Below are 14,385 nucleotides of genomic sequence, written 5' to 3'. Positions count from 1 at the left end.
TGGATTATACGATTGCAAGACCGCATGCGCAGCCGACGCGTTCAGATCCTGGTGGCACTCGTCCTCACCGCGCTGTGGGGCGCGGGCATCTATGCCACGCACGCCCACGGCCATCTGCGCTTCCTGGACCGCCTCGAAGCCACGTTGACGGATTGGCGGACGCAGGCGCGCGGCGTGCGGCGTCCGCCGGATTTCGTCACCATCGTTGCGATCGACGACACGGTGGTGAAGCGCGGCGGCACCTATCCACTGCCGCGCGCCGATCTTGCCCGCGTGGTCGATACCATCGTGCAGTTTAAGCCGAAGGTCGTGGCGATCGACCTGCTGCTGGTCGACCGCAGCGCCGCGATCGGCGATGCGACGCTGGCCAACACATTGGCCACCGGCCGCATGGTGCTCGCCGCCGCCGCGATCTTCCCCTCGGCCAGCGAAACCGTGTCACCCAGCAGCGAAGGTCCGCTGGCCGTGCTGCCGGAGGCCGAGCGCTTCCTGCAGCCATTGCCCGCATTCGCCGATCACGCCGAGGTCGGCATCGTCAACGTCGCGACCGGGCAATCGGGCTCGCCGCTCTCGGTGCCGATGCTGTTCCGGACCCGCGACAAGGTCGAGCTGTCGTTTCCGTTGCGCGTTGCGGCGCGCGCGCTCGACGAGCCGCTGACCGTCGCGCCGGGCCATCTCATGCTCGGCGATCGCGTGGTGCCGACCGACAGCAATCTGGCATTGCCGATCACCTATTACGGCCCGCGCCGCACCATCCGTACCGTCAGCGCACAGAGCATCTTCGATGGCACGCTCGATCGCGCGGCCATCGAGAACCGGATCGTCGTGATCGGCGCCTCCGTCGCCGGCGGCGGCGACTTCTATCCGACGCCGTTCGATTCCCTCATGCCCGGCGTCGAGGTGGTCTCGACCGCAATCACGCATCTCGTCGCCGGCGACGCCATCCTGCGTGACCACCGGGTCCGCATTGCCGACGCGCTCACGGCGATCCTGCTGCCGGTGCTGCTGGTCGGCCTGCTCGCCTGGCGGCGCATCGCGCTCGGCACCATGGCGGCGGCCGCGGTGATGATTGCCTGGGCCGGGCTCAACCTGTTCGCGTTCACGCACGGCGTCTGGCTGAACGCCGCGACCACGCTCGCCGCCGCCGTGCCGCCGGTTGCGGTCTTTGCCGGCGTGCAGCTGTGGGCCGGAGGCCGCCGCACGCAATATTTCGCCGCTAAGAGCAGGTCGCTTGCGCAATTCCAGGCTCCGGCGCTGCGGGATTGGCTCTCGCGAGATCCGAACTTCCTGTCGAAGCCGGTGCGGCAGGATGCAGCCGTGGTGTTCGTCGATCTCTCCGGTTTCACCGGTTTGAGTGAGCGGATCGATCCGGACGAGCTCACGGATATTCTGAAGGCGTTTCATGCGCTGATCGACCGGATCGCGATCGATTGCGGCGGCATGATCACGGGCTTTCTCGGCGACGGCGCCATGATCCTGTTCGGGCTGCCGCGCGCCATGCCCGACGATTCGGCGCGCGCGCTGAAATGCGCGGTCGATCTGCATCGCGGCCTCGCACGCTGGATCGCCTCGCTTCCGCCGGCGATCGCGGGTCAGCTCGGCTACAAGATCGGCGCGCATTGCGGCCCGATCGTCGCCTCGCGACTCGGCGAAAGCCATCAGCACATCACGGCGACGGGCGACACCGTCAACGTCGCAAGCCGGCTGATGGAGATTGCCGCCCAGAACGATGCGCGCCTTGCGCTGAGCGACACGCTGCTGGATGCGGCCGACTTCCAGGGCGCGCCCGACGGTGTTCTGTCCGGCCCCCTGCTCGCCCGGGTCCGCGGCCGTTCCGGCGTCGTGACCGTCTGGTTCTGGCGCGATCGCGATGGGCCGGGGCAGGATGCTGACAAGGCCGAGATGATTGATTAAGGCGCTACCGCGCTTCCGGCGGCGGCGAGCGGTCCAGCACCTCGCCCTTGGCGACTTCCAGCAGGTCGATGCCGTAGGTCTCGATCACGAGCGGCCCGCGCTTGCGCTGCAATTGCGCCACCTGCGTCACCTTTGCAAAGAGAGCATTGAGGGCAGGATGACCGTCGGCGCGCAGCTCGTCGACATAGAGCAGCTTGCCGGCGAGCAGCTTGGGATCGGGTTCGGCCATGTTGACCCAGCGGATGCGCTGATTTTGCTGCGCGACGCAGGTGCCGCGCGGCAGATAGAATGCGAGCCAGCTCGTGGTGCCGTAATCCTGCGCCAGCACGCAGGTGGCGCCACTGCGCGCGCGCACCGCTTCGATTCCGGCCGCGAGCTCGCGCCAGCCGACACCGACACTGCGCACGGTGGCATCGCGGCGATATCCGGACAACCAGCCGGTATTGGCCTGCACGATCAAGGCGGCAAACATGACGATGCCCACAGGCGCGGCCCAGCGCTGGCAAACGTCGACGAGGCGCCGCTGACGCGGCTTCCATTGCGCAAGATTGGCCGCGGCGGCCGCGGCAATGACGAACGGCGGATACACCGGCGCGAACCAGTTGGCCTCGACGCGCGCATGCAGCGAATGCCAGACGAAATAGGCGACGATGGTCCAGAACATCGTCTCGATCAGCACGCGCGAGGCCAGCGCGCCGGCGCGCTGCCAGGTCAGCGCATGCAGGCCCATGGCGCCGAGGATAAAGACCAGCGGGGTTGCGAACGCGATCTGGGTCGGGATCAGCTCGGCGATGAAGACGGGGCGGAAGTCCTCGATCCTGGCGCGGCCGAGCTGCTTTGCGAACGAGACCCATTGATGGTCGGCATTCCAGAGGATCACCGGCGAGAACAGCGCCAGCGCGACGAGGCCGCCGAGATAGGGCCAGGGCGAGAGGAACCAGCGCCGCAGCTTCGGCACGCAAGCGAGCCAGATCAGGATCGCGGCGCCAAAGAACATCGCGGTGTATTTCGACAATAGCGCCGCGCCGACGGCGGCGCCGACCGCGAGCCACCAGGCGCCGCGTCCGGTCTCCAGCACCTTGGCGAGAAAGAACAGCACGAAGCTGGAGGCGACCAGCAGCGGCGCATCGGGCGTGACGATCAGCGTGCCGACGGAAGCCAGCAGCGTCACGTTGAGCAGGATGGCGCTGGTCGCGGCCACACGCACCCCGCCGAACAGAATTGCGGCGGAGCGATAGACCGCATAGCTCATCGGCAGCGCGAGCAGGATCGAGACGAGGCGGACGCCGAGCTCGGTATCGCCCGCGATCATGGTGCCGGCGCGGATCACATAGGCGACCATGGGCGGGTGGTCGTAATAGCCCCCGGCGAGGCTCTTCGACCACATCCAGTAATAGGCTTCGTCGAACGTGATCGGCGTGAAGGCGGCTGCGACGAGCCGCAATCCCACCAGCGCGACAATCAGCAGCGCGGTGTTGCGGACGATCCGCGCGTCGGCCCCGCCCATCACGCGCTATTTCTTGCGCCAGACGAACAGTCCGGACATCGCGTAGTTCCACACCACGCCCATCAACGCGCCGGCCAGGCCGGCCAGCCACCAGATCGGCTCCTGGTCGTAGACCGAGAAGGCGACGCCGACATTGGCGAGCAGGCCGACGCTGCACACGATGTAGAAGGCGATCAGCCCGCGCAGCAGCGCAAAGCCCTTCAGCCGCTGGTCGCGATAGGTGAGAAAGTTGTTGAGGATGAAATTGCTGGTCATGGCGACGATGGCGCCCGCGGCCTGCGCCTCCGGGAACGGCGCGTTGAACAGGCGAAGCGCGATGAACAGCGTGGTCAGGTGCACGACGAGGCCGATGCCGCCGACCATCGCGAACAGGATGAAGCGCAGCGAGACGATGTCGTTGGTTAGCTTGGCGAAGACGAGGCCGAGGAAGTCGAGCGCGACCATGGAATCGAGCTTGCTCTCGCCGTGCTGGCGGGCGCCGAACGTGTAGGGAATCTCGACCGCCCGCAAGCTGCCATGCGCGGTCGCGACGATGTCGAGCAGGATCTTGAAGCCGTGCACGGAGAGTTTTGGCGCGAGCTGCTCGAAGCGGTCGCGGCGGATCATGAAGAAGCCGCTCATGGGGTCGGCAATCTCGACCCGCAGCATCTTCTTGGCGACCTCGGTCGCGAGCGCGCTGGCGCCGGCGCGCTGCCTGTTGAAGCCTTCGCTCTTGTAGCCCTCGATGTAGCGGCTGCCGACGACGAGGTCGGCCTGATCGCTCGCGAGCAAGAGCAGCATCTTGGGCAACTGCGTCTCGTCGTGCTGGAGGTCGGCATCGATCACGGCCACATAGGGCGCGCTGGAGGCAAGGATGCCCTCGATGCAGGCGCCCGACAGGCCGCGGCGGCCGATGCGGCGGACGCAGCGCACCCGGCTGTCGCGCTGCGCCAACTCGCGCACGACATCCCAGGTGCCGTCGGGCGAATTGTCATCGACGAACACGACTTCCCAGACGACGTTGGCGAGCGTCGCCTCGAGGCGCCGGTACAGCACGGTGACGTTGTCGCGCTCGTTGAAAGTTGGGACGATAACCGACAGTTCCGGCCCCTCGTGGGCTTGGTTGTCGATGCCCGGTCTGATCGCTTCGTTCATGACGGCAGCGTATATCCGCCGCATCCTGCGCTGCCAAGCCGGGGGTCTGGGGAAGGGCCGAAAAGGGGCCTAAAATGCCAACGACCCCGGAACGGCGGGCCGCGCGTACATCCGGCGCAAGCCTTAAGCAATTCCAAGGTCGTTCCAGCGACGGAGGTCTTTACGCTCAACGTCGCCGTTAGAAGCTAGATGGGAATGTCAAAAGCGTTCCGCAAGGGGGCGGAAATCCGATTTTCAAACCCTATTGGTTGGGCACTTCCCGGATGACCGGCCCGCGCGGCGCGGGCGCGACCGGGGCTGCGGGTGCCGCCGCCGCCGGCTCGGCCTTCGCCGGCTTGGGCGGCTTGCCGTACTGGCCGATCGGCCCGAACACGACGGCAACCGCAAGGACGACCGCCGCGACGATCGCCCCCAGAATGCCACCCACCGACTCAGACGACATGCAAGTTCCTGCTCCAGACGGGCTCAGTGATACCATGGATGAGCGCGCGACTGGAAGGCCCAGGGCGAATCGCGAATGGCGAGTGGCGAATGAGCATGGCATGCCTTGTCGCCCTATTCGCGATTCGCCACTCCCCTACTTCTGGGGCGGCCGGTGCTTGACGAAGGCCATCACGATGTCCTTCTGCGCCGCCTCCACCGCTCTGTTCGCGGTGGCGAGATGAGCGCCGGCATCGATATCAGGATATTGCGTGGTGAGATAATCGAGCAGCGTGACCCGGTAATATTGCCACTCCGACGGACAGGCTCCGGCAACCGAGCGGCCGAAATCCTGCTCCGACAGGCCCTGATTGGACTCGCGCGAATATTCCCGCGCGAGGCAATGCCAATAGTCGTCGCGGCCCTGCTGAGCGAGCTTCTGCGCGCCCTTCGTGTCGTCGTCATCCGCCACGGCAGAACTTGTCATGGCAGCAGATGTCATCATGACGAGCGCGCCCCCCACCAGCAGCATCCGCATCTTGTTCTCCTTCTTTGCGGGCCCGTCGCGAGCTTAGACCGGACCGGCCAACTGGCCAATCACATCTGGTTTGATTAGGATGAGATCCCTCCCCGTCGATGCGAGATCCTCCCGTGGCCAAAGTAAAAACTGCCTCCAAAAACTCCGGCAACATCTTCATCGGTATCGGCGGCTGGACCTTCGAGCCCTGGCGCGGCGTGTTCTATCCGGAGAAGCTCGCGCAGGCGAAGGAGCTGTCCTATGCCGCTTCGAAGCTGACCTCGATCGAGATCAACGGCACCTATTACGGCTCGCAGAAGCCGGAGAGCTTTCGCAAATGGGCGAGCGAGGTGCCTGACGGTTTCGTGTTCTCGGTGAAGGGACCGCGCTTTGCGACCAACCGCCGCGTGCTCGCCGAGGCCGGTGATTCCATCAAGCGGTTCTACGATTCCGGCGTGCTGGAACTCGGCGATCATCTCGGGCCGGTGCTGTGGCAGTTTGCGCCGACGAAGAAGTTCGATGGCGCCGATTTCGGCAAGTTCCTGGAGCTGTTGCCGCGCAAGCTCGAGGGGCGCGCGCTGCGCCATGTCGTGGAAGTGCGCCATGACAGCTTCTGCACGCCGGACTTCGTGGCGCTGATCCGCGAGTTCGAGACGCCCGTGGTTTTCGCCGAGCACGGCAAATATCCCGCCATCGCAGATGTCGCCGGCGATTTCGTCTATGCGCGGCTGCAGAAGGGCAATGACGAGATCAAGACCTGCTATCCGCCGAAGCAGCTCGATGCCTGGGCCCAGCGCTTCCAGGATTGGGCTTCGGGCGGTGAACCCGACGATCTCCCGAAGGTTGACAAGGCCAAGCCGAAGAAGGAGCCGCGCGACGTGTTCGCTTACGTCATCCACGAGGGCAAGGTACGCGCACCGCACGGCGCCATGGAACTGATCGCACGGGTGAGTTGAGGGTCCCTTGGCAAAGGCGAAGAAGCTCTTCACCATCGGCTATGAGCAGACGCCGCCGAAGGCCGTGCTGGACGAGCTGGAACAGGCCGGCGTCAAGCTCGTGGTCGACGTGCGCGCGGTGACGTCGTCGCGTCGGCCGGGCTTTTCCAAGAAGCAGCTTTCGGCGGGCCTCGACGAGCGCGGCATCGGCTATGTCCATCTCGCCGCGCTCGGCACGCCGAAGGAAGGCCGCCTCGCCGCCCGCAGCGGTCAATACGACGTGCTGGAGATGATCTTCTCCAAGCACCTGAAGACGCCGCAGGCGAGGGAAGAGATGGACGAGCTTTCTGCGCTGGTGAAAAAGGCCGGCCCGGTGTGCCTGCTCTGCTACGAGCGCGACCACACCCACTGCCACCGCCAGATGATCGCGGAGATCATCGAGGAGCGCGATGGGGTTGCGGTGAAGAATTTGGCGGGGCGGTAGGTGTAGCCACAGCCGTCATTCCCGGGCGCGCGCAGCGCGCGCTAGGGTGCGCAATTGCGCACCTGAGAATCCATTCCTCCACCAACACTGCGGCTAGATGGATTCCGGGTTCGCGCTACGCGCGCCCCGGAATGACAAGTTACCCCTCCCCCGCCAGCCGGAACGTCCCCTCCATCATCTGCACGCAAGCGCCGCCGATGTGAGCGGATACAATCTTGCCGTCCTGCTTGCGTACGCGGGTCGAGAGGATGCTTGGACGACCCATGTCAAAACCCTGCCCGACGGTCAGCTTCAGCTCGCCGTCGCTCGCGGGATCGAGATCGGCGAACAGCGCGGCGGCGGCAACCGTGGCGCTGCCGGTGGCGGGATCCTCGACGAGGCCGCTGGCACCGCGCATGAACATGCGCGCCTGTCGCTCGCAAGGCGCCTCCGCCGCCGGCACATCGCGCGTATAGAACCACACCGCGCGGGCACCATCGCGCGGCAAGACCTTGCCAAAGGCCGCAGCATCGGGCCGGGCCCGCTTCAGCGCCTCGCGCGAATGCAGCTCCATCACCAGAAACGCGTTTCCGACGGTGACAATCTGCGGCTCGTGATTGTCGGTCTTGATGTCGTCGGCAACGAGCGAGATGCAGCTCGCGGCTTCCGCTGTTGACAGCGTTGAGAGCCGCTGCAGCGGCTGCGGCGCGGTGAGCTCGGTTCTGATCACCCTGCCCTGCTCTCGCACGATCTCGACCGGGACCAACCCGGCCTTCTCCTCGAACAGCAGGCGTAGCTTCGGCTCCTTCGCCATCGAGGCCAGCACGAAGGCGGTGCCGACATTGGGATGGCCCGCAAAGGCGATCTCCTGCACCGGCGTGAAGATGCGCACCTCGGCGTCGTTGGCCCTGTCGCGCGGCGGCAGCACGAAAGTGGTCTCGGAATAATTGAACTCGGTCGCGATCGCCTGCATCTGCTGCGTCGTCAGCCCGCCGGCATCGAGCACCACCGCGAGCTGGTTGCCGCCGAAGGCGCGGTCGGTGAACACGTCGACGGTGATGTAGCGGCGCTGCATCGTCACTTCCTCATGCAAGTCGCGGCCGCGACCGGCCGCATCGCGCAGCACTCTACAAGCCGAAAACATCGCTCGTCATGCCCCAAAATTGAGTGCAATCGGAGCAATCGCTTGGATGAAAGAGAACTGCGCGCACCGATGTGTGATGCACATTATCCCAGCTGAAACACCGGTACTTTCTGCTCGTAGCCGCGCACTTCGACCTCGCCGAGCGCGACGGCATCGCTGCCGTCGGCTCCCAGCGCCTCGCGCACGGACGCCGAGATCAAGAGCTGCGAGCCGAAATCCTTGTTCAGCGCCTCGAGTCGCGAGGCGAAGTTCACGGTGTCGCCGATGACCGTGTATTCCTTGCGCCGGGGCGAGCCGATATTGCCGGCGACGACCTCGCCGAAATGGATGCCAATGCCGATCCGCAGCGGCCAGCTGCTCTCTGCGTTGATGCGGTCCATTGCCCGGAGCATCTCGCGGCCGGCGGCGACCGCGCGGTGCGCGGCGTCGGATGCTTCCAGCGGCGCGCCGAACAGCGCGAGGAAACCGTCACCGAGAAACTTGTTCACGATGCCGCCCTGGCGGTCGAGAATGTCGACCAGGACGGCGAAGGCGCCGTCGAGCCGGTCGACCACCTCCTGCGGACTGCGCGACTGCGCACCGGCCGTGAAGCCGCGGAAATCGACGAACATCACCGCGACGCGGCGGACGTCGCCGCTAGCGCCCGTTCCCGCCGTCATCAGCCGCTCCACCACCTGCGGCGAGACATGCTGGCCGAACAGATTGGTGACCCGGTCACGCGCGGTGGCGGCCGCGATGCTCGCGGCGAACTGCCGGCGCAATTGCGCGCCGACGGCGCCGGCGAGCACGCCGCAGATCAGGATGATGGCGCTGCGGACCGCGTGAAAATAGAGCTGGGGCTCGCCGACGCTGCTCGAGGGATCGTAGACCAGTGCGACCACGAACAGCTCGGCAGCAGCGACGAAGCCGGTGAAGGTCGAGAGCCAGAAATCGAGCCGCAGCGTCGAGAGGATGACGAAAATGAAATACATCAGCGGCACGGCAAAGCCGAGGGCCTGGGTCGCGCCCATGGTCCGGATCTGCAGGATGAGGATCACGGTTGGCAGCGACGTCTCGATCAGCGTGCCGATATAGCGCCTGGCCACCGGCACGTCGCGATCGAGGCGGAGGTTCTTCCTGATCTGGGTGTGGACCCAGACCTCGAACAAAATGAACCCGACGAGCAGGCCGTAGACTTCGGCGAACCCTTCGGTGCCGCGCCAGACCCGGTTCACCACGGCGGGGTCGATCAGATAGATTGCGGTGAGGAACAGGGTCATGACGCAGCCGGTCGCGATCAGCGCCCGGACCCGCAACAGCTCGGTGCGCAGCACCTCCCGCGTCAGCTCGCGCTCGAAGTCCTCCGACAAGACGGCATGCTGCCGCGCTTTCCTGCTCGCAAACTTGGCCATCCCGCCCCTCGATTCCGGGGTATTGTGCCTCAATCCAGCGTGCGGCGGAAGCGCGTCACCGCGACGGTCATGGCGAGCAGCATCAGGGCCGCCAGAGCCAGCGTATCGAAGCGCAAATTCTCCATGGTCGCGCCCTTCAGCATGATGGCGCGGACGATCCGCAAATAATGGGTCAGCGGCAGGCATTCGCCGAGATATTGCGCCCAGGCCGGCATGCCTGCGAACGGGAACATGAAGCCGGAGAGCAGAATGCTCGGCAGGAAGAACATCATCGACATCTGCATGGCCTGGAGCTGGTTCTGAACCAGCGTCGAGATGGTGTAGCCGACCGCCAGATTGGTGGTGATGAACAGCGTCGACAGCAGCGCCAGCAGGACGAGATTGCCGAGCACGGGCACGCCGAACAGGCCGACACCGATGCTGATGATCAGGAAGGCCTGGACGAAGCCGACCAGCACGTAGGGCACGATCTTGCCGAACATCACCTCGATCGGCTTGATCGGCATCGACAACAGGCTCTCCATGGTGCCGCGTTCGACCTCGCGCGTGACCGAGAGCGCGGTGAAGATCAGCATGGTCATGGTGAGGATGGTGCCGACGAGGCCTGGCACGATATTGAGGCTGGAATTCGCGGCCGGATTGTAGCGGGCGTGGGCGCGGATCTCGAACGGCATCTCCGGGGGCTCGCCGATATAGAGATCGTGCGCGAGCGCGGTCTGCACGATCATGCCGAGCGAGCCGAGCGCAGCGCTTGCGGCGACCGGATCGGTGGCGTCGGCCGCGACCAGCAGCGCCGGCCTGTCGCCGCGCCGCACCGCCCGCTCGAAGCCGCGCGGGATCTCGACCCCGAACAGCACCTTGCCGGACTTCAGGAGGTTGTCGAAATCGTCGACGTCGTGAACCTCGTAGAGGAAGCGGAAATATTTGGTGTTCTCCAGCGCCTTCAGCACCGAGCGGGCGAGATCGGAATCCTCCTGGAGCAGCACCGCGCTCGGCAGATGACGCGGCGTGGTGTTGATGGCATAGCCGAACAGCATCAGCTGCATCACCGGCAGCATCACGATCATCGCGAACGAGACGCGGTCGCGCCTCAGCTGGATGAACTCCTTGACCAGCATAGCGTAGGAACGCCGCAGGAAGCCGAAGCGCTCGCGGATTTCCCGCCGTGGTTCGGGATGTTCTACCGCGCTCATTGGAAATTGTCCTTGGAGCGTCCCATCAGCTCGATGAACACGTCTTCGAGCGAGGGCTTGGACTTCTGCCAGTGCAGGCCGCCTCTCTCGCGCCAGGGCGCGATGCTGGCTTCGAGCGCCGGGACGTCGCGGCCGGAAACATGCAGCGAAGTGCCGAACGGCGCCACCATGTCGATCCCGGGCTTGCCCGTGAGCGCCGCGCCAAGCTCGTTCAGGTCGTCGCCCGTGACGGTATAGGTCGTCAGCGCGGATTTCGCGATGACCTCCTCCACCGTGCCGTGCGCCAGCAGATAGCCGTAGGCGATGTAGGCGATCTCGTGGCAGCGCTCGGCCTCGTCCATGTAATGGGTCGAGACCAGCACCGTGAGGCCCTCGGCGGCCAGCGCATGGATCTCGTTCCAGAAATCGCGCCGCGCCTTGGGATCGACGCCGGCGGTCGGCTCGTCCAGCAGCAACAATTGTGGATTGGGCAGCGTGCAGGCCCCGAGCGCCAGCCGCTGCTTCCAGCCGCCCGAGAGCTCGCCGGCGAGCTGCTCCTCCCGCCCCGAGAGCCCGAGCCGCTTGATCATGTCGCGCGCGGCGCCGCGCGCGTCAGCGAGGCCATAGAGCCGCGCCACGAATTCGAGGTTCTCACGCACCGAGAGGTCCTGGTACAGGCTGAAGCGCTGGGTCATGTAGCCGACCTGGCGCTTGATCTTCTCGGCATCGCGGCGGATGTCATAGCCGAGACAGGTGCCCTCGCCGCTGTCGGGCGTCAGCAGGCCGCAGAGGATGCGGATGGTGGTGGTCTTGCCCGAGCCGTTGGGACCGAGGAAGCCGTAGATCGAGCCGCGCTTCACCTGCATCGACAGATCGTGCACGACCTCGCGGCCGCCGAATGACTTGGTCAGGCCCTTGACGTCGATTGCGATGCCGTTGCCGTTGCTCATCGCTTGTCCGCCACCGGTGTCTTGGTCTCAGGAGTTTTGGGATTGAGGTGGATATCGATCGGCTGTCCGACGCGCAAGGCATCGGGCCGCGAGGGTCGCGCCTGGATCAGATAGACCAGCTTGTTGCGCTCTTCGAGGCTGTAGATGACGGGCGGCGTGTATTCGGCCGAGGTCGCGATGAAGTAGATCTTCGCGGTGAGGTCGGCGGCGCAATTGTCACAGGAGACACGCACCGTGTCGCCGATCGCGAGCTTCGGCAGCTCGGTCTCCGGCACGAAGAAGCGCAGCTTCATGTTGCCGGGCGGCATGATCGAGAGCACCGGCCGCTGCGCCGCCACCATCTCGCCTTCGCGGAAATAGATCTGCTGGATGGTGCCGGCGACCGGCGCAAAGCCCTTGCGCCGCGCCATCCGCGTCTCCGAGGTCGCCACCCGCGCCTCCGCGACGCGCAAGGCGGACACGGCGGAATCGAGATTGGCCTGCGTGCCCGAACCGGTCTTGTTCAGCGAGGCCGCACGGTCATAGGTCTGCTGCGCATTCGCAAGCGTCGCCTTCTGCTGGTTGAGGTCGGCAAGCTGGAGATCGTCATCGACGGAATAGAGGTGATCGCCGACCTTGACCTCGTCGCCTTCGCGGACATTGAGCTTGGTGACGCGCCCGGCTTCGTCCGGACTGACGAAGATCATGTCGGCCTCGACCCAGCCCTGGAAGCCGGGATCGCGCTTCTCCTTGCACCCCGCAAGCCCAGTTGCGAGCACAAGGACCAATGCCAAGAAAGAAATCACTTGCGACGACCTCATGTCGTCCTCCGTTCGCCAAAAATCAAATCGAGATGAACGCGCAGCATCTCCTGCGCGTCGAGCGGCGCATGCCGCGCAAACAGGCTCTGCCAGATCACGGCGATCATCGCGGGCGCGACCAGGATCTGTGGATAGTGCGCGAGGTCCTTCTGCCGGATCTCGCCGCGGGCGATGCCGAGCTCGATCAGCGCGCGCATGGCAGTGATCCCGCGCGAGACCACCTCGCGGTAGTAGAAGTCGGCGACGGAGGGAAAGCGCGGCCCCTCCGCCACGATCAGACGCACCAGATCGCCCCGTCTCGTGCCGATCACCTCCTTCAGGAAGTTGCCGGCGAACGTCTCGATGAGGTCGCGCACCGAGCCTGCCGGCGGCGGCAGCGTGGTAAGCCGTGCGACCACGGGAACGATGACGATGCGCACCAGCTCCTCGAACATCGATTCCTTGTCCTTGAAGTGCAGGTAGATCGTGCCCTTGGCGACGCCGGCGCGCTTGGCGATGTCGTCGAGCCTGGTGGCGGCAAAGCCGCGCGCGATGAACTCCTCCATCGCCGCCTCCACGATCGCCGCACGCCGCTCCGCCGCACGCGAGGCGCGGTTCGAGGCAGGCGCTGCATCGGGGCCAGCAGTCCCAGGGTCGTTCGCTCCGGTGGGAGCGGCGGAGGGCAAGGCGGCTTTGGTCGGCTTCTTCGTCATTCGATATATATGACTGACTGGTCAGTCATAGTCAAGAGCGCGCGGGGGCGGCGACTGTCCAGACGAATTAGTGTTGACTAATGCATTAGTATCCGCTAATTTGATGGCATGATCGAAGCCACCCCAAACCCCGTCACCACCGTGATGCGCGCCCTTGCCGATCCGACCCGCCGCGCCGTGTTCGAGCGTGTGTTCGAGAGCAAAGAGATCAGCGTCGCCGAGCTGACGCGCGGCAGCGGCGTCACGCAAGGAGCCGTCTCGCAACACCTGAAATCGTTGAAGCAAGCGGGCCTCGTCGCCGAGCGCGCCGAGGGCCGCAACGTCTATTACCGCGCCGCGCCGCAGGGACTCGAGCCGCTGGTCACCTGGATGGACCATTACGGCGTCTTCTGGCGCGAGCGTTTCCGGAACCTGCGTGACCTCTTGAAGGAGATCGACCCGTGAGTGCTGCCGCGTTGAAAGCCGACACAAGAGACATCGTCATCGACGAGGTCTTCCCTCACACAGCCCAGACGATCTGGAAGGCGCTGACCAGCGGACAGCTGATCGGGCGCTGGCTGATGCAGCCGACCGGCTTCGAAGCCGTCGAAGGCAAGGCCTTCACCTTCCAGACCACCCCGGGGGGCAACTGGGACGGCGTGATCCATTGCCGGGTTCTGGAGGTCGTGGCTTTCAGCCGCCTCGTCTACGCCTGGAAAGGCGGCGACGAGCGCAACACCGGCTATGGCGCCCCGCTCGACACCGTCGTGACCTGGTCCCTCACCCCGGTCGAAGCCGGCACGCGGATCCGCCTCGTGCATGCGGGCTTCGTCCTGCCCAGGAACGAGTCGGCCTACACGGTGATGAGCGGCGGCTGGAAGAAGGTCGTTCGCAAGCTCGACGAGATCAGCGGCGAAGGTTGAGTGGGAGATATTGCGGTGGAGAAGCCCTATACCGGCGGCTGCGCCTGCGGCGCGATCCGCTATTCGATTGAAGGGGAGCCCCTCTTCAGCAATCACTGCCAATGCCGCGACTGCCAGCGGGAAAGCGGCAGCGGCCATGGCTCGTACGCGACCTTCGCGCGCGCCGGCGTCACGCTGACGGGCGATGCCAGGCACTGGGACATGGTCGCCGACAACGGCAAGGTGAAGACCCGCGGCTTCTGCACACAATGCGGCGTAGCTGTCTACATGACCTTCGCGGCGCAGCCTGACGTGTTCACGATCCGGGCGGCAAGCCTCGACGAGCCCGCCCGCTACAGGCCGCAGGCGGTGACCTTCGCCGCGCGCGGTCATGAGTGGGATCCTCTCGACCCTGGCCTGGTGAAGTTCGACGGCATGCCGCCAGGGTAAAGCGCCAGATTCTTG

General features: G+C 65.5%; 16 protein-coding genes. 6 read left to right on the top strand and 10 right to left on the bottom strand.

The features are described 5' to 3' along the window. Positions 1–24: 24 nt before the first annotated feature. Positions 25–1,914, top strand: a complete 1,890-nt coding sequence (locus I6F28_RS09770) for a CHASE2 domain-containing protein (RefSeq protein WP_225124783.1) — start codon at positions 25–27, stop codon at positions 1,912–1,914. Between the two features lie 4 nt (positions 1,915–1,918). Here the strand turns inward: I6F28_RS09770 and I6F28_RS09765 are convergent, their stop codons facing one another. From I6F28_RS09765 to I6F28_RS09750, 4 genes are all read right to left on the bottom strand, one after another. Further along, positions 1,919–3,421 (bottom strand): glycosyltransferase family 39 protein, encoded by a 1,503-nt coding sequence (locus I6F28_RS09765; protein WP_036027762.1) that lies wholly within the window; start codon positions 3,419–3,421, stop codon positions 1,919–1,921. Positions 3,422–3,427: 6 nt separating this feature from the next. Further along, on the bottom strand, positions 3,428–4,555 hold the full coding sequence (locus I6F28_RS09760; RefSeq protein WP_036027763.1) for a glycosyltransferase family 2 protein: 1,128 nt from the start codon (positions 4,553–4,555) through the stop codon (positions 3,428–3,430). A 241-nt stretch (positions 4,556–4,796) separates the two neighbouring features. Beyond that, a complete protein-coding gene (locus I6F28_RS09755) occupies positions 4,797–4,997 on the bottom strand; it encodes a hypothetical protein (RefSeq protein WP_036027765.1) in 201 nt (66 codons plus the stop codon). A 135-nt stretch (positions 4,998–5,132) separates the two neighbouring features. Continuing rightward, a complete protein-coding gene (locus tag I6F28_RS09750; RefSeq protein WP_225139792.1) occupies positions 5,133–5,513 on the bottom strand; it encodes a hypothetical protein in 381 nt (126 codons plus the stop codon). 98 nt (positions 5,514–5,611) lie between these two features. On the opposite strand from I6F28_RS09750, the gene I6F28_RS09745 reads away from it, so the two are divergent. Beyond that, positions 5,612–6,448, top strand: coding sequence for a DUF72 domain-containing protein (locus I6F28_RS09745; protein ID WP_085972302.1), 837 nt, complete (start codon positions 5,612–5,614; stop codon positions 6,446–6,448). 7 nt (positions 6,449–6,455) lie between these two features. Further along, the gene (locus I6F28_RS09740; RefSeq protein WP_036027769.1) at positions 6,456–6,911 is read left to right on the top strand and encodes a DUF488 domain-containing protein; all 456 of its coding nucleotides are present in this window, start codon (positions 6,456–6,458) and stop codon (positions 6,909–6,911) included. Positions 6,912–7,050: 139 nt separating this feature from the next. Here the strand turns inward: I6F28_RS09740 and I6F28_RS09735 are convergent, their stop codons facing one another. From I6F28_RS09735 to I6F28_RS09710, 6 genes are all read right to left on the bottom strand, one after another. Continuing rightward, entirely contained in the window at positions 7,051–7,965 is a 915-nt protein-coding gene (locus I6F28_RS09735) for a PhzF family protein (protein WP_036027795.1), read from the bottom strand. Between the two features lie 152 nt (positions 7,966–8,117). Then, complete coding sequence (locus I6F28_RS09730; protein WP_036027770.1) at positions 8,118–9,425, bottom strand: adenylate/guanylate cyclase domain-containing protein; 1,308 nt, start codon at positions 9,423–9,425, stop codon at positions 8,118–8,120. 29 nt (positions 9,426–9,454) lie between these two features. Next, positions 9,455–10,618, bottom strand: a complete 1,164-nt coding sequence (locus I6F28_RS09725; RefSeq protein WP_036027772.1) for an ABC transporter permease — start codon at positions 10,616–10,618, stop codon at positions 9,455–9,457. Then, complete coding sequence (locus I6F28_RS09720) at positions 10,615–11,547, bottom strand: ABC transporter ATP-binding protein (protein ID WP_036027774.1); 933 nt, start codon at positions 11,545–11,547, stop codon at positions 10,615–10,617. The genes I6F28_RS09725 and I6F28_RS09720 overlap by 4 nt, the downstream gene beginning before the upstream one ends. Beyond that, the gene (locus tag I6F28_RS09715; protein WP_036027776.1) at positions 11,544–12,347 is read right to left on the bottom strand and encodes an HlyD family secretion protein; all 804 of its coding nucleotides are present in this window, start codon (positions 12,345–12,347) and stop codon (positions 11,544–11,546) included. The genes I6F28_RS09720 and I6F28_RS09715 overlap by 4 nt, the downstream gene beginning before the upstream one ends. Then, positions 12,344–13,039 (bottom strand): TetR/AcrR family transcriptional regulator, encoded by a 696-nt coding sequence (locus I6F28_RS09710; RefSeq protein WP_225124775.1) that lies wholly within the window; start codon positions 13,037–13,039, stop codon positions 12,344–12,346. Before I6F28_RS09710 ends, I6F28_RS09715 begins: the two co-directional genes overlap by 4 nt. Before the next feature lie 108 nt (positions 13,040–13,147). On the opposite strand from I6F28_RS09710, the gene I6F28_RS09705 reads away from it, so the two are divergent. Genes I6F28_RS09705 through I6F28_RS09695 form a run of 3 tightly spaced genes read left to right on the top strand, consistent with a single transcriptional unit; the run spans position 13,148 to position 14,370 of the window. Beyond that, complete coding sequence (locus I6F28_RS09705) at positions 13,148–13,483, top strand: ArsR/SmtB family transcription factor (protein WP_036012825.1); 336 nt, start codon at positions 13,148–13,150, stop codon at positions 13,481–13,483. After that, the gene (locus I6F28_RS09700) at positions 13,480–13,941 is read left to right on the top strand and encodes an SRPBCC family protein (RefSeq protein WP_036027779.1); all 462 of its coding nucleotides are present in this window, start codon (positions 13,480–13,482) and stop codon (positions 13,939–13,941) included. The genes I6F28_RS09705 and I6F28_RS09700 overlap by 4 nt, the downstream gene beginning before the upstream one ends. Positions 13,942–13,956: 15 nt before the next feature. Next, entirely contained in the window at positions 13,957–14,370 is a 414-nt protein-coding gene (locus tag I6F28_RS09695; RefSeq protein ID WP_036012827.1) for a GFA family protein, read from the top strand. The last annotated feature ends 15 nt before the right edge of the window (positions 14,371–14,385 follow it).

Origin of the sequence: Bradyrhizobium sp. NBAIM14, from assembly GCF_020193895.1 — a bacterium.
In the GTDB taxonomy this organism is placed as follows: Bacteria; Pseudomonadota; Alphaproteobacteria; order Rhizobiales; family Xanthobacteraceae; genus Bradyrhizobium; species Bradyrhizobium yuanmingense.
The sequence above is the reverse complement of the archived record's forward strand: the minus strand, read 5'-3'. Positions and strand labels throughout refer to the sequence as shown.